The following is a 15,324-nucleotide window of genomic DNA, read 5'->3' as shown; positions in this document are numbered from 1 at the left end:
GGGAGGCTTGCGCCTCCCTTTTCGGAACTCGGAATGAAAGCAGGGATTAGTTGCTCTTCATCCAGATGTCCATGTCGGTTTTCAGGTTGTCGGACTTGGTACCGAAGATGGCTTGTACGCCAGAACCTGCAACCACCACACCGGCGGCGCCCAGTTTCTTCAGACCGGCCTGGTCAACCTTGGCCACATCCTTCACGCCGACACGCAGACGGGTGATGCAAGCGTCCAGAGAAGCGATGTTCTCCTTGCCACCGAAGGCAGTGACCAGTGCGGCAGACATCTCGTCCTTGCTCTGACCAACGCTCTCTTCAGCAGTTTCGTCTTCACGACCCGGAGTCTTCAGGTTCATGGCACGGATGACCACGGTGAAGACCACGTAGTAGATGACGGCATAAACCAGACCCAGACCCACCAGCAGCAGCATGTGATCGGCACGCGGGGATTGCACCACGAAGTCGATGAAGCCGTTGGAGAAGGTGTGGCCGTGAACCACGCCCAGGGAGTTGGTCAGCACGTAGGCCAGACCGGCCAGCACGGCGTGGATGGCGTACAGTACCGGGGCGATGAACAGGAAGGAGAACTCGATAGGCTCGGTGATACCGGTCAGGAAAGAGGTCAGGGCGGCAGAGGCCATGATACCTACGATCTTGGCGCGGTTTTCCGGCTTGGCGGAGTGCGCGATGGCAAACGCGGCGGCAGGCAGACCGAACATCTTGAACAGGTAGCCACCGGCCAGCTGACCGAAGCCGTTGCCGGCAGCGCGGGAGGCGTCGTCAGCAGTCAGGAAGCAGGTCATGATGCCGTGTACGGTTTCGCCAGCGGCGTTGACACAGGTACCCGCCTGATAGAAGAACGGCACGTTCCAGATGTGGTGCAGACCGAACGGGATCAGGGAGCGTTCAACCACGCCGTAGATACCGAAGGCCAGTACCGGGTTCTGGTTGGCAGCCCAGTCGGAGAAGGCACCGATGGCGGCACCTACCGGCGGCCAAATCACGGACAGGATCACGCCCAGACCGATGGAGACGAAACCGGTGATGATCGGCACGGCACGCTTGCCGGCGAAGAAGCCCAGGTACTCTGGCAGCTGGATCTTGTAGAAGCGGTTGAACGCCCAGGCGGCCACGCCACCGGCGAGGATACCACCCAGTACGCCGGTCTCGATGGTCTCGACGCCCATCACGGGAGCCATCACCTTCAAGGTGGCGCTCATGATGCCGTAGCCAACGATGGCAGACAGGCCGGATACACCGTCGTTATTGGTAAAGCCAAGCGCTACGCCCACGGCGAACAGCAGGGCCATCTGACCGAATACGGAACCACCGGCCTGCTCCATCAGCTGGGAGACAATTTCCGGCAACCAGCTGAAGTGGGCAGCACCCACCCCCAGCAGAATACCTGCAACGGGCAAGACCGATACTGGCAGCATCAGCGCCTTACCGACCTTTTGCAGATTAGAGAAAGCATTTTTTAACATGTGTGCGCTCCTGAATGGAATGTCTTACCGTAGACGCTTCAGTCCAATTTATAGACGACCAAGAACATCATCTCTCATCGGCATGAATTCGACGCGGGTTTGTTTATTTTGACCAGCTGAATATAACCCAGCAGATCGCAAATATCTTCCATCAGGGGTAAGCGAATAAAAAATTTGGAGGGGAGATCACAAGATAATTTCGGCGGGAATTTTCAGCTAATCACAGCTATATTTCGGCATCTTCATGCTAAACCAGAAATATGAAAAGTGCTGTTTCGCATTGTATTTTAGCCAATCAAAACAATACACCATGAAACGCAATGTAACTTAATGTAACCATTTGCTGTTTTTTCTATTTTAGTCTACCGATTAAAAAGGCCTCCAACAAGGGAGGCCTCAAATAAATATTATCTTTTAAAGACCGGACGATATTCAGCCTTTCTGGGAACGCTTGACCGCATCCACAAAGACCGATTTCGCCTTGGTCGAACCTGCCCGTTCCGCTTCGCTGACCAGTCTCATCGCCTTGTCGATGTCACCGGATTTCACCGCTTTCTCGATCTGGAATTGATAGAAGGCCTCGGTTTCGCTCAGCATGGGGGCACTGCTCTTGACTGCACCGGCGGTCGCCAGGGGCACGACAAGCTTGTTTGGTGCCGTGTTGACTACCGGGGTGTTGGCATCAATCACATCCTGATAGACAGGCTTGTAGTAGTTGCTCTCGGTTTTGACGCCACTCAAGTCCTCCACAGAGAGGCTGACCACGCCCCAGGGGGAGTGCGGAATGACGGGGTCTTTTTCACCATAATCAACCACCCCCAGCGACTTGGTCATCAGCTTGGAAGGACTCAGGATGGTGGTTGTTTTGTCCAGACCACTCTGGTCCGTGTAGATCACCATGTAACTTTCGTTATTGGGGTTACCGACATAGGAGCGATCCACGGTAAACACGGCTTCCATGCGATCCCCCTGCAGCATGCGTGCAGGCTCGTACTTGAACACGTCGCTGCCCAACTTGCGGGTCACATTGAATTTGGAATCAAGCATCAAGACGGTCGGGTTGAACAGCGATTTGTCGATCAAGCCATCAACCGTGATGCGCAGGTCACCGGAGTTGACCGGCAACCGGAAGGCGGCGAAGTGGCTTTTCCCTTCGCTGAAAGCGTAAACGGGGGAGCTGCCATCAATGGGGATAAGCTTGGTTGCGCCCGGTTGTATGTCCTGAAACGGCAGACTGGAGACATCGCGACAGCAGCTGCTAACCGTAGCCAATTGGCTCATCGCAACGTCGCGATTTCCCATGATGGACTTGAACTCCTGAGTCGGCGCTACCGTCGTTTCCAACGTGGCGCACCCACCCAGCACAACAGAACAGAATACAGTCAAGGCTAATCTGGAATATCTCATCGCGTGACCCTAAGAAACGTGTTGTAAAAAAAGAGCCCCCGTCATGCGGGGGCACTTGCAGTCATGACGTCAACAGATTACCACCAAGCTTCAGCTTGAACACCGAAGTTCCAAGCATCATCTTGTTTAATACCGTTGCTGTCTTCACGGAAACTACCATCTTGCTGCATGTAAGAAGCAAATACGCGGATTTCCGGACGAGCCCAGAAGCTTGGGCCAGCAGACCAAGCTTGAGCCAAGGTATATTTGGCACCATCAGAGCTGGTTTTCACACCATTAACGTCTTTGTTATCTTTGAAATAGCCGACTTCTGCGATGGTTTTCATCACATCATTCCACTTGTACATCGGACGCACAACTGCGGAGAAAGTGTCCATGTCGGTGGTATCTTTGTCTAGACCATTCGCCTGTGCATAAAGAATCTGGTGACCAAATTCAACCTTATCACCTACCGGCAACACGCCCCAGTTAATCAAACGGAAACCGTCTCCACTCGATGCGGCTTGACTCAGACCACTACCTGAGCCAGCACCATAATCAACGCCTTGCTTAGCAAGACCATCGAGGAAATATTGGACCACTGTCTTGTTGAAACCACCTAGCATGGACTGGGTCAGCTCAGCAGTGAACATGTGACCATCTTTGTAATCAGGGTTCTGACGCTTTTGCTCATCAGTCAAGTTGGCTTTGGCATAGTCGTAGCCGACTTCCAGAGATGCATCGGTCCAAAGCGGGATGCCGGCGTAACGGATATCGAAGGTATTGGTATTTACACGATCATCAATCTTGATCTTGTTACCTTTATCATCCAGAACATAGTTGCCATTTGCATCAAGACGATATTGAGTGTTAGCCTCGGTGTCGCCTTTATAGATAGCATCCCATGGGTCGTTACGAACCACGGCAACAGACAGCTTGCCAGGACCTACTTCAATATTTTCTACACCAGCACCGGCACCAGAAACATCCCAGTAGTAGGTATCGGAGATATGGATGTCATGACGTTGGTAGTAGCGCTTGCCTGCCCAAAGGGTTTCGTTACCGCCAAACAGGTTTTTGGCCTGAACGTTGAACTGGCGCAGAGCGAAATCAGCGCTATCCCCATCTTTAGTACTCTCCCAGTCACGGCCTTGCTTGCCCGCAACCATTGCAAACATGGAGTCTACGTAGAAAGTCTGGTTGTTCTTGTTGTAGACCTCTTGACCCAGCTGAACTTCAGAATAAGTTTCAGCTTCGTTGCCAAGACGACCAACTCGGTTCTTGCTCATGGTCTGCATATCTCCGTTGTCGGAAATACCGACACCGGAACGCATGTAGCCGTGGAAATCAACGGCGAAGGCGGCTTGGGAAGCCAGGGCTGCGGTTACTGCTGCAGCGATCGGGAGCCACTTTGCTTTCATTTTCATTTTCCTTATTCCCGCTGTGAGGAGTGTGATCCTGAATATCCAAGTTCTTATCACCGTAAAAACGTTTGGGTGATAACCGAGGCCGATTATAGGTAGCCAATTTCGGGACAAACATGAGCTGATTCACAAAATGGCGACAAATCGCCCAGCATTGGCCGCAGAGGGTTTTATGGGATGGATAACTGTAAATTTATGCAATAACTCACTATTCACTATGGTTGAAATGCAAAAAGATCCACCATGAAACCGCTACCAACAATTAATTCGCTTCGAAGATTAAGTGATAAATATTCAAATTGATGACAAAAACATGACTGAAATCGCTTTCAATGGGGAACTTTTAAATTTACGGCATGTCAGCTGGCGCCGAAATAAATCACTGAGCAAACAAGGAACGGCTTGAAAAATAACCGGAGAAATAGCGGGCAAATATGGCCAGTTGAGACTGGCCTGCCCCACAAAATAAATATCCCCGCCAGACGGACTGAACGGGGATCTATAAGTGATGAAAAAGAGTGGTCGCTAGAGTTTATTTAGCCAGTCATTGAGCCAGGCCAGCGCCACTTTTTCCGGTTCATCGTCGACGGTGGCATCTATTTCCAGGCGGGGCAGCAGAGGGCTGGCGCCAAGCTCCTGCAGCAGTCCATCGAGGTGGCGACCGGCGCCGCAGAAGTGCTCATAGCTGCTGTCCCCCATGGCGATGAGGGCATAACACCACCCTTTCATATAGGGCGCCCGATCAGTCAGAGCTGTAGCCAGTGGTTGCAGATTGGGCGGAATGTCACCCTGGCCGGTGGTGGCGGTGATGACCAGCAAGAATCGACTCGCATCCAGATCTTCCAGCTCTGCCTCCTCGAACACCCGACAGCCGTGCCCCGCCTGTTCCAGCCGCGCCGCCAGCGTCTCGGCCACCAGCATTGCCGCGCCGTACACGGTTCCCACCACTATATCTATCTGCGCCATCACGACCCCCTTTGACCAGCATGGATGCCCAGCATGCCACAGCGCTGAGTCAGGCAACACCCCGAACGCCTCAGTAGTCGCTCTCGCTGGCAGGCCAGCCCAGTGCGGCAAACAGCTGCAGCACGTGCGACCCCAACGGGGCCTGGATGCGCATCGGCACCTTCAGCACCGGATGCTGGAAGCTGAGGGTGCGTGCCACCAGCAGCAGGCGATCGCAACCATAGTGCTCGCGAAAGAAGCGGTTGTGGCGGCCATCGCCGTGGGTGGTGTCACCGACGATGGGGTGGAACAGATGATCGAGGTGACGGCGCAGCTGATGCTTGCGACCGGTCTTGGGGAACAGGCGGACCAGGCTGTAGCGACTGGTGGGGTGTTTCTTGGAAACCGCATGGGGCAACTCGACCTGATGCAGGCGACGAAACGCGGTCACCGCCTCCTGGGCCGGACGATCCGGGTCGCTCATGGCATCGGCGATCTTGTCCAGCTGCTCCTTGAGGGGGTAGTCGATCACCCCCTGCTCCGGAGCCCAGCCTCGCACCAACGCCAGATACTCCTTGTGGACCTGACGGGCGGCAAAGGCCTCGGTCAGGGTACGGGCCACGGCAGGATCGAGGGCAAACAGCAGCACCCCCGAGGTAGGTCTGTCCAGCCGATGTACCGGATAGACGTGACGACCGCCGATGAGATCCCGGGTCATCTGCATGGCAAAACGGGTTTCGGCCTTGTCGAGCCAGCTGCGATGCACCAGCAGACCGGAGGGCTTGTTGACCGCCACCAGCCAGTCATCCTGGTAGAGCAGGGTCAGCTTCATCTCGCCGTCGTCTTGAGTGGTGCAAGCATCGGAACCGCCATCCGTCTGCTTTTTCTTCTGATGACCCGGGGTCTGCTCGCTCATCATTGTTCGACCACTTTGCCGGAGAGCAGCAGATCGAAGCGGGCGATCAGGCGCAGCAGGGCTTCGACCTCGGCCAGCTCTTCCTTGTAGACTTCACTGGCCATGGGATAGAGAGAGACGCTGCTGGGCAGCGGCGCCTGCAGCAGCACCAGCTGCTCCATGCGCGGGATCAGCACGAACTGCAGCCACTGATCGAAGCTCAGGGTATCGACGCAAAACGGCAGCTCGCTGGCCAGAGCCTCTTCCCCCGGATGGGTCGCTTGCCAACGTTCCAGACGTTGCAGTTCGGCGGTCAGTTCGCCCAGCAGGCCGGCTACCAGCAGATATTGATTCATTGCGCTCTCTTCCTCATCACCACGTCCCCGGTTCGCAGTTCAGTCAACAGCAAACCGGGCTTTGCAAAAAAGGGCGCTACTATACACCCTCCCCCCCGTTCTCTGCCATGCCCCCGGCGGCCATCCGTACGGGTCGCCGCCGGCCGCAACACGCCTCCCCGCTGGCTATCTTGTGCCAGCGCCTTATAATCGGCCCGCATCACCCTTAGCCGGATCACCTCATGTCCACCATCAATACTCTGACTGACTTTCTGACCCAGGCCGATACCCAGTTTCAGCTGTTCGACATGGGCCGCCAGGTGCGGCCGCTGGCGAGCGACACCTTCGTGCGCATCGAACAGCAGCAGGAGCCCTACCCCTGGCCCCTGCAGCAGCACGCCTGGCTCGGCGTCCATTTCTTCCAGCCGGCCGAGTCGCGCCACTACCTCTGGTTCCTCAAGTTTGCTCTCGACGAGCGCGGTCTGCTCATCTCGAGCGGCCCCAAACACTTCATGGATCAGGTGGTGGAGACCCTGGGCTACAAGCTGACCGGCGAGCTCGATGAGGAGAAGGCCCAGCGGCTGGCCGAGAATCCCTACACCTTCCGCCCGGCCGAAGCCAAGATGGCCAGCCTGCACGCCAAGCTTGCCCGCCAGCTGGAGCAGGCCCCGTCCGCCTATTACGACGGGCTCTGCCACTACCTGTCCGCTCCCTCTCCCGAGGGGTGGCAGACCCTCGGCGTACAGGGCTTTGCCGATCTGGCGGAGCGGCTGCAGGATGAGCGCAACCTGGCGCTGGTGTGCAAGGCGCTGCCGAAGCTGCCGCAAGAGCCGCTCTATGCCCTCTGCCAGAGCCTGGAGAACGCCCCGCTGCCGCCGGCCGTACAGGGCGCCCTGTTCGAGCGCATCGGCAAGGAGCAGGAGTGCGCCGAGCCCAACGCCGAGACCCTGGCCTACCTGTGTCGGGCGCTGGCCTCCAGCAACGGCAGCAGCATGCGCACCAACAAGCTGCTGACCCTGCTGCAAACCCAGCCGAGCCCGGCCCTGCTGCTGGCCATCGCCGGCCGGCTCTGGCCCGATCTGAAGGATGCCGCCCTGCTCAGCCTGTTCCTGGAGCAGCTGGCCCTGCAGCCGACCCAGTTCTTCAATCAGGTATTTGCCGAACTGGTGACCCTGACGGCCCTGCGCAATGATATGCTGGCCAGACTACGCGACCCCGAGCGCAGCGACGCCCTGGGCCAGGCCATCGGCCGCCTGTTCGCCTCGGCCTGATGATAGCGGCGCCCCGCCCCCTGGCGGGGCGCCACCCGACACGGACACACCGCAAAAGGAGCCCGCGATGGGTGAAGTGCTCGCCATCTTGCTGCTGACCCTGGGTGCAGGTGCCTTCTGGCACCAGCGGCGCCAGGCCGAACTCGCCTGGCAATACATGCGCCGCTACTGCCAGCATCACGAACTGCAACTGCTGTCGCTGGCACGCAGCCACCGGGCGCTGGCCCACCAGCCGCTGCGCCTGCTCACCTATTACGAGTTCGAATTTTCCAGCGATGGCGAGAGCCACTACCTGGGGCAACTGCGCATGCAGGGGCTGCAGGTGGTCGGCGTTGACCTCCCGCCACATCGGGTACCCAGCCTGTAAATCTCCCGCCTCGGGGCGAGCCTATACTGTTCTGGAATGTCTTTTCGGAGAGATGAGATGGAGTTCCTGACCCACGATCTGGCCGCCCTGTTTGCCCAGCTGGGGCTGGCCAACGACGAGCTGAGCCTGCACCGCTTCATTCACGAGCACCGCCTCGACAACCAGACCCTGCTGCCGGAAGCCCCCTTCTGGACCAGCGCCCAGGCCAATTTTCTGCGCGATGCCCTGTGGAACGATTCGGACTGGTCGGAAACCATCGACGAGCTGGACGTACTGCTGCGCCGGCACGATTGACCCGCTTCCCGCTTTTCAGTCTCCCGCGCTTTGGTTAAGCTCTGTGCCCCGTCCAGCCCCAATATCCCCATGCCGTGCAGGAGCACTCATGTCAGCCCAAGAGATCATCCGCATCGCCAATGAACTGGCGGCCAAGGGCATCGCCCCCACCACCGCCATGGTCAAGGCCCGCCTCGGCCAGCCCGTTCCCATGGCCGAGCTGCTCAAAGTGCTGAGTCAGTGGAAGCAGCAACCCGCAGCCGCCCCGGAAGTCGCAAGCCCGGCGCAGGAAGCCCCCGCTCCCGCCGCCGAGCCCACCCTGCTGCAGCTTGCCGAACGGCTCGAGCGTCTCGAACGCAAAGTGGATCGGTTGACCGAGCTGCTGCTCCAGCAGGGGAAGTCGTGAGCCATGTACATCCTCGAACTCTGCTTTGAGTGCTACCGTGACACCTCGCTGGGCGAGGCCGAGCGGGCCATCGTCAACTACCTCGACATGCTGCGCTACCAGGGCCAGATCCTCGGCCGGGAGTTTCCCACCAGCATGCACGAGGGCTACTTCGTCAGCCGGGTGGTCTGCCCGGAGCAGGACAGCCTGCACCCCGACAATCAGAGCGAGCAGGTCAAGCTGGCGGAGCAAGGCCTGCACCAGGCCGGGCTGCTCGCCCCCAAACTCCACCTGCAGGGGGCGGACCTGCTCTCCGACAGCACCGACCCTTGCGGCCATGATGGCGAGCGCCCCAGCTGGATGCTGCTCTATACCAGCTTCCTGCACACCTGCTCGCCGCTGCGCTGCGGCGATCACTTCGCCCCCATCCCACTCTATCGGCTGCCGGCCGTTGCCAACGGCGACCACAAGCAGATCATCAAGTGGCAGGAGGATTGGGAGGCGTGCGATCAGCTGCAGATGAACGGCTCCATCGCCGAACATGCGGCGCTGCACGAAATCGGTGAGGTGGGCAGCCGCCTCCAGCGCCGTGGCAGCGATCTCGGCAAGCGGCTGGAAGCCCTCACCGGCATCCCCACCTACTACTACCTCTACCGGGTGGGCGGCCGCAGTGCGGCCGAGGAGAAGGCCCGCCTCTGCCCGGGCTGCGGTGGCGAGTGGGCGCTGGCCGAGCCCTTGCACGAGATCTTCGACTTCAAGTGCGATCCCTGCCGGCTGGTCGCCAACCTCTCCTGGGATTTCAAGGACTGAGCCCGGCGGTGAACCAGACAAAAACGCCTTGCCGGTCGGCAAGGCGTTTTTCATTGTGGCTGACGCCGCTTATTGCGGCAGGGTCTCCAGCCGCTCCAGGAACGCGGGCAGAGAAGGCGCCAGCACCAATCGGCGGCCCGAGTCGAGCCACTCCAGCCACACCTGACCACTCTCGTTGTCGAGCGATACCAGCGTCATCTCGTTGCGGGTGGTGGCGATGAACAAAGAGGGTGAGCGCTTCAACTTGCGCAGCATCAGCAGGTGGCCGATGAGGTTCTCCTTGAGCAGGTCGAGATCCGCCTCGTTCCAGGGCAGCACAAACTCGAGCCGCAGCCCCTTGTAGAGACAGGGCACAGGGCGGCTGAACCAGCCACCAAACAGGGCCTGCGCGGCCGGGTGCAGGGTCAGCTCGAGCGCCTCGTTCATCGCCGTGAAATCGGCGGGCTCGGCGCGCCGATGCGGGCGCCAGGCGACCCGGCCCTCCTTGGGCTCATCCAGCTCGCAGGGGGAGCGCCAGTCCGCCTCCCACTCGCACAGGGGCAGCCCTCGCCTCACCTCGCCGTCGCGCTGCCAGCGCAAAAAAAAGTGTTCCAGGGCAGACAAGACTTGATCCGACATCGAAATTCCCCACAATTGCTGCCAAAGTCCACTATTGCACCATCAAAGCCATGAGCAGACAAGGTGAAGCGCGGATCGCCAGCCGGCACTCCCCGCCTTGCCACCCCAAGCGGGGCCCATGCCTCTGCCATCGCCCATTCAACGTTCGAGTCACACAGATGAGCAAACAAGATAGATACGCCGGCGCCAGCGCCCTGCAGGGGCTGAGCCTGGGCCAGCAATCGGCCTACATCAGCCAGTACACCCCGGCCCTGCTGCAGCCGGTGCCCCGCAGTCTGAACCGCGACGACCTTGGTCTTGGCGGCGAGCTGCCGTTCCAGGGCTGCGACGTCTGGACCCTGTACGAGCTCTCCTGGCTCAATGCCAAAGGCAAGCCCATGGTCGCCGTCGGCGAGGTCTCGGTGCCTGCCACCAGCGCGAACCTCATCGAATCCAAGTCGTTCAAGCTCTATCTCAACTCCTTCAACCAGACCCGCTGCGACTCGCTGGACGCGGTGCAGGCCATGCTGGTCAAGGATTTGAGCGCCTGTGCCGGCAGCGATGTGAGCGTCACCCTGTTCCCGCTGGCCCAGGCTCCGCACCACATTGCCGCCCTGCCGGGCGAGTGCATCGACGAGCAGGATATCGAGGTGGACCGCTACGAGTTCGATGCCGACCTGCTGCAAGGCGCGGCCGGCAGCCTGGAGGTGGAGGAGACCCTGCACAGCCACCTGCTCAAGTCCAACTGCCTGGTGACCAGCCAGCCGGACTGGGGCTCCGTGGTGATCCACTATCGCGGCCCGCAGCTGGACCGGGAAAAACTGCTGCGCTACCTCATCTCGTTTCGCCAGCACAACGAGTTCCACGAGCAGTGCATCGAACGGATCTTCACCGATCTCAAGCACTTCTGCGCACCGAGCCAGCTGACCGTCTACGCCCGCTACACCCGCCGCGGCGGCCTGGACATCAACCCGTTTCGCAGCGACTGGGAAGTGGTGCCGGCCAACCTGCGCCTGATCCGGCAATAATCCGCAGGCCCAGCCCCCGCCGCTCTGCGCCGCCAGCGCCCGGATAACGGGGCTGGCGCGCAATCTGTCAGTAAACTCTGGACGCACGGGGGCGGGCTTGGATAACATGCCCTCACTCCCGTGCTGCCCTTAATCCAATGAATCAACTGTTTTTTCTGGCAATGATGATGTCCTCCCTGTCCGCTCCTGATCTGGATCTGGCCAAGGAGCAGTTGTCCATCGATCTGCAACAGGCCCAGACCCTGGTGCTGACCGATCCTGCCAGATGCGTGCAGATCACCTCCGCCTTCCTTGCGCGCACGGCCAATAATCCCAAGCAAATCATCAGCAATCGCCAGGAGTACGGCTACCGTGAGCCGCTGTTGAGCTATGGCACCGCCGCCCAGGCCACCGGCGCCCACCTGCTCAAGGGGGAGTGCCTGCTGCAACTGGGCCAGTTCCAGGCCGCCCAGAAGTCCCTCGATCAGGGCATCGCCATGGCGGCCAAGGAGCAGCAGCTGGAGTTGCAGGCCCACGGCCTCTACCTCAAGATCCGCAGCCAGAACCTGCTGGAACGCTCCCACGGTGCCAGCAGCGGCCTGCTCGGTCAGCTGGAGACCCTGCTCAGCACCCCCAGCCTGAAAGAGAGCCAGCTGCAGGTTTACAGCCGGCTGTTGCGCACCAATGCCAGCATAGAGGCGCACCAGTTCGACGAGGCCAAACGCCAGCTGGCCGAAGCCCGCCGCTGGGCGGATCAGACCAAGAACCCGCTGGCCAGCGCCTGGGTCAGCGCGGTGAGCGGCGATCTCTACCACGCCCTCAAGCAGCCGCAGCTCTCGCTGGGCGACTACATCGACGCCCAGCAGCAGGCCAGGGGCCTGCAGGATCCCCTCTTCCTCGGCCTGCTGTCGAACCAGATAGTGAACCTCTATGAAGAGGAGCAGGAGCCGCAGAAGGCGCTGCAATATGCCAATGAGGCAGCCAACTACTTCCACGCCCTCGGCAATCCCTCCCTGCTGAGCGACGCCCTCATCGTGCTGGCCCGCCTCAACCGGGAGCAGGGCGAGATGAACATGGCGCTGGTCTACTTCTTCAACGCCCTGGACCTGCTGGACGAGGGCAACAACCGCACCCGCATCGCCAACCTCAAGTACGAAATCGGCAAAACCTATCTGGAAACCGGCAACCTGACCCTGGCCCGCAACTACCTCACCGCGGCCCGCCAGTCCCACGAGCTGGGGGATGACAAGGAGCCGCTGATCGACACCCTGCTGCTGCTGGGCGAGCTGCACCTCAAGCAGAAGGAGGCGGGCATCGCCATCCTGCAGTTGGAGAACGCGCTGGCGCTGGCCAACCAGATCGGCGACACCCAGCGCCAGTTCGAGATCTTCCGTCTGCTCTCGGCCGCCTACGAGCAGAAGGGCTATCTGCAACAGGCGCTGGAGAGCTACAAAAACTTCCACCAGCGCAGCGAGCAGGTCCGCCAGCAGCAGGTCGATCTGGAGCAAGAGGCGATCCGCGACAACTACGCCCAGGTGGAGCGTGAACAGCAGATCAAGGAGCTGGAGCAGCAACTCAGCACCAGCAAGCATCAACAGGATCGCTACCTCTGGTCGAGCGTGATAACCGGCCTGCTGCTGACCCTGTTCATCTACCTCTTCTTCACCCTCTGGCTCAAGTTGCGGGTCGCCCGCCTGCAGGGCAAGCAGCTGGGCGAGGCGCTGCTGCTCGAGCCACGCACCGGGCTGGCCAACTGGCAGCGACTGATGAGCCGCTGGCCGCGGGAGATGGCCAAGCGCCAGCAGCGCTCCGAGCGCTGGTATCTGAGCGAGCTGCCCAGCAGCGAATTTGACGACAAGCTGCACTACCTGCTGTTTCGGGTCCCCTTCCTGGTCAACAGCCTGGAGCAGCACGGCTATCAGGTGAGCCGCGAGATAGAACAGGCCTTCGGTGCCTACGTCAACGGCCTCACCCCGCAGGATGGTCGCATCTACGACCTGCGCGAGGGTCATCTGCTCTATGTGGTGCCCCAGCGTCATGTGGAGGATCTGCACCGGCTGGCCCGCGAGCTGCTCGCCGCACTGGCCGAGTTCCCTTGCCAGCATCCGCTCGATCGCCACATCAGCCTCGGCATCGTCAGCCACCCCTTCCTGCCCAAGGCGGCCACCGCCCTCGATCATCACGGGCTGTTCGACCTCTGCTATCTGGCGCTGGCAGGAGCCATTCAGCTCAGTGAAAAATCCCAGCAAAGCGTCTGGTTGGAGCTGGCTGCCATCGATTGCCAGCAGGCCGCATTTTTTAATGGGGATGTGTGGCAATGCTGCTTGATGGCAATTGACAAGGGACTGGTAAAAGTAAATTCTTCTCATGAAAAGCAATGGGTTAATTGGCTTCAACTTTCACGGAAGAGAGTGCCGGTTGATCAGTGACGAATAGATAATCAACTGGGTCTGGAACTGGGTTCGACCGCTGTTGCTATCCAACACAACAACGATAATGACAACAGGGCGACCTGAATAATGAATGATATCGCTGCCGTAGCCGGACAACTGGCCAGACTCAGGGAATCCCTTCAGCAAAAACAGCTGGAGCTGGACGGCATTGTCTCCTTCTCCGATACCGAGCGCGCCCGCAGCATCCAGTTCATCGCCAAGCTGATGCAGGCCTGCCGCGGTCATGACCGGGAGCTGGACAACAAGCTAGCCAAGCTCAAGCAGAAACTCGACGGCAACCCGCCGCTCTCCTCCCTCGACGCCGATCTCGCCATCATCGAGAAGCTGCTGCAGCAGCACGGCAACGCGCTGGAAGAGTCCATCTCCCTGACCAAGTCCGCCATCGAACTCGGTTCCAAACAACTCAAGGCGATCAAGGGCTTCCCGGAAGATACCCGCAAATCCCTCAAGGAGTTTCTGGCGAGCCCGGATGGCTATGGCATCGGCGATCACCAGAAGAAGGTGATCCGGCTGCTGGAGTTCTACCAGCAGGCCATCAAGATCCAGCTGTTGCCCAGCCAGCCCCTGCTGGCCCAGAACAGTCAGCCTGAGGTGGTCACCGATCTGGCAGCCCCCGAGCCGGATGCCCCCTTTGACGTCAAGATCCACGCCCACATCGCCGACGAGCTGCAGCGGCTCATCACCGAGCTCGACTTTGCCGGTGCGGTGGGCGAGAGCCTGGCGGACATTCGCCGCCAGTTGCTCAATGGCATCACCCCTCCCCTGCTGGCCGAGATCTGCCTGCAGGTGATCGAGCTCATCATCGAGGGCACCCGCGAGGAACGCAAAGCCTCCCAGGCGTTTCTCAGCACCCTCAACGAGAGCCTCTCGGCCGTCCACTTCAGCTTCACCGAATCCCTCGACGAGGGGCGGGCCCTGCAAAGTGCCACTCTGGATACCCGCAAGGCCATCGACCAGGAGCTGAAAGCCATCGACCATACCCTGGCCAGCCATGACACCCTGGGCGACCTCAAGGAGGCCATCTCCGGCCACATGGGCGCCATCAGCCTGCTGCTGCAGGACAGGGAAGCCATGGCCGCCCGCGAACGCCACCTGCTGACCCGGCTCTCCACCATGGAGGCTAAACTGCGACTGATGAAGGAGGAGACCGCCGAGTACAAGAAGCGGCTCACCATCCAGAAACACAAGCTGTTCCTCGACAGCCTGACCCAGGTGCACAACCGGGCGGCCCTCGACGAGCGGCTCGAGCTCGAATACAAGCGCTGGCTGCGCTACGGCACCCCGCTGTGCCTGGCCATCATCGACATCGACCACTTCAAGAACATCAACGACAACTACGGCCACATGGCCGGCGACAAGGCGTTGAAGGTAGTGGCCAAGGCGCTGCAGGGGGCCCTGCGCGACACCGACTTCATCGCCCGCTTCGGCGGCGAGGAGTTCGTGGTGTTGCTGCCGAACATCAACCCGGACAAGTATCAGAAACCGCTGGAAACCTTGCGCCAGACCATCAAGAGCATTCCGTTCCGCTTTCGGGATGCCAGGGTCGAGATCACCATCTCCATCGGCGCCACCCTGTTCAGGGAGGGGGACCACACCACGGATGCGTTCGAGCGGGCCGACAAGGCGCTTTACAGCTCCAAGCACTCGGGGCGGGATCAGGTGAATCTGGCCTGACGAGCGCCTAAAAAAGCAGCAAACG

At 59.9% G+C, this 15,324-nt stretch carries 15 protein-coding genes; 8 read left to right on the top strand and 7 right to left on the bottom strand.

The genetic code is table 11. From position 1 onward, the window contains the following. Positions 1 to 46 precede the first annotated feature (46 nt). The 6 genes from ptsG to AB5Y95_RS20635 all read right to left on the bottom strand — a co-directional run bounded on the left by ptsG (position 47) and on the right by AB5Y95_RS20635 (position 6,483). Positions 47 to 1,477, bottom strand: a complete 1,431-nt coding sequence (gene ptsG / locus AB5Y95_RS20660) for a PTS glucose transporter subunit IIBC (RefSeq protein WP_005303477.1) — start codon at positions 1,475 to 1,477, stop codon at positions 47 to 49. 432 nt (positions 1,478 to 1,909) lie between these two features. Beyond that, positions 1,910 to 2,779, bottom strand: a complete 870-nt coding sequence (locus tag AB5Y95_RS20655; protein ID WP_368161948.1) for a MalM family protein — start codon at positions 2,777 to 2,779, stop codon at positions 1,910 to 1,912. Between the two features lie 182 nt (positions 2,780 to 2,961). Next, on the bottom strand, positions 2,962 to 4,284 hold the full coding sequence (locus AB5Y95_RS20650; protein WP_368161947.1) for a maltoporin: 1,323 nt from the start codon (positions 4,282 to 4,284) through the stop codon (positions 2,962 to 2,964). A gap of 528 nt (positions 4,285 to 4,812) precedes the next feature. Next, positions 4,813 to 5,253, bottom strand: a complete 441-nt coding sequence (locus AB5Y95_RS20645) for a flavodoxin (RefSeq protein ID WP_368161946.1) — start codon at positions 5,251 to 5,253, stop codon at positions 4,813 to 4,815. A gap of 70 nt (positions 5,254 to 5,323) precedes the next feature. Further along, a complete protein-coding gene (gene truC, locus AB5Y95_RS20640; RefSeq protein ID WP_368161945.1) occupies positions 5,324 to 6,151 on the bottom strand; it encodes a tRNA pseudouridine(65) synthase TruC in 828 nt (275 codons plus the stop codon). Next, entirely contained in the window at positions 6,148 to 6,483 is a 336-nt protein-coding gene (locus AB5Y95_RS20635; RefSeq protein WP_005303485.1) for a YqcC family protein, read from the bottom strand. The genes truC and AB5Y95_RS20635 overlap by 4 nt, the downstream gene beginning before the upstream one ends. A gap of 221 nt (positions 6,484 to 6,704) precedes the next feature. Here AB5Y95_RS20635 and AB5Y95_RS20630 point away from each other — a divergent pair, with 221 nt between their 5' ends. From AB5Y95_RS20630 to AB5Y95_RS20610, 5 genes are all read left to right on the top strand, one after another. Further along, positions 6,705 to 7,733 (top strand): DUF3549 family protein, encoded by a 1,029-nt coding sequence (locus tag AB5Y95_RS20630; RefSeq protein WP_368161944.1) that lies wholly within the window; start codon positions 6,705 to 6,707, stop codon positions 7,731 to 7,733. Positions 7,734 to 7,800: 67 nt separating this feature from the next. Next, positions 7,801 to 8,100, top strand: coding sequence for a DUF3301 domain-containing protein (locus AB5Y95_RS20625; protein ID WP_201988772.1), 300 nt, complete (start codon positions 7,801 to 7,803; stop codon positions 8,098 to 8,100). A 57-nt stretch (positions 8,101 to 8,157) separates the two neighbouring features. Then, complete coding sequence (locus AB5Y95_RS20620; RefSeq protein ID WP_005303490.1) at positions 8,158 to 8,394, top strand: DUF2789 domain-containing protein; 237 nt, start codon at positions 8,158 to 8,160, stop codon at positions 8,392 to 8,394. An 88-nt stretch (positions 8,395 to 8,482) separates the two neighbouring features. Next, entirely contained in the window at positions 8,483 to 8,779 is a 297-nt protein-coding gene (locus AB5Y95_RS20615) for a DNA-binding protein (protein WP_005303492.1), read from the top strand. A 3-nt stretch (positions 8,780 to 8,782) separates the two neighbouring features. Continuing rightward, entirely contained in the window at positions 8,783 to 9,568 is a 786-nt protein-coding gene (locus tag AB5Y95_RS20610) for a Zn-ribbon-containing protein (protein ID WP_043171955.1), read from the top strand. A 69-nt stretch (positions 9,569 to 9,637) separates the two neighbouring features. Here the strand turns inward: AB5Y95_RS20610 and syd are convergent, their stop codons facing one another. Further along, complete coding sequence (gene syd / locus AB5Y95_RS20605; RefSeq protein ID WP_005303496.1) at positions 9,638 to 10,186, bottom strand: SecY-interacting protein; 549 nt, start codon at positions 10,184 to 10,186, stop codon at positions 9,638 to 9,640. A 158-nt stretch (positions 10,187 to 10,344) separates the two neighbouring features. On the opposite strand from syd, the gene queF reads away from it, so the two are divergent. The 3 genes from queF to AB5Y95_RS20590 all read left to right on the top strand — a co-directional run bounded on the left by queF (position 10,345) and on the right by AB5Y95_RS20590 (position 15,299). Continuing rightward, positions 10,345 to 11,193 carry an NADPH-dependent 7-cyano-7-deazaguanine reductase QueF gene (gene queF / locus AB5Y95_RS20600; RefSeq protein ID WP_368161943.1) on the top strand — a complete coding sequence of 283 codons (849 nt, stop codon included), beginning with the start codon at positions 10,345 to 10,347 and terminating at the stop codon, positions 11,191 to 11,193. A 137-nt stretch (positions 11,194 to 11,330) separates the two neighbouring features. Next, a complete protein-coding gene (locus AB5Y95_RS20595; RefSeq protein WP_017781874.1) occupies positions 11,331 to 13,601 on the top strand; it encodes a hypothetical protein in 2,271 nt (756 codons plus the stop codon). Between the two features lie 90 nt (positions 13,602 to 13,691). Beyond that, positions 13,692 to 15,299, top strand: a complete 1,608-nt coding sequence (locus tag AB5Y95_RS20590) for a diguanylate cyclase (RefSeq protein ID WP_010634795.1) — start codon at positions 13,692 to 13,694, stop codon at positions 15,297 to 15,299. Positions 15,300 to 15,324 lie beyond the last annotated feature (25 nt).

This window comes from Aeromonas sp. R5-3 (genome assembly GCF_040908225.1).
Classification (GTDB): domain Bacteria; phylum Pseudomonadota; class Gammaproteobacteria; order Enterobacterales; family Aeromonadaceae; genus Aeromonas; species Aeromonas dhakensis.
The sequence above is the reverse complement of the archived record's forward strand: the minus strand, read 5'-3'. Positions and strand labels throughout refer to the sequence as shown.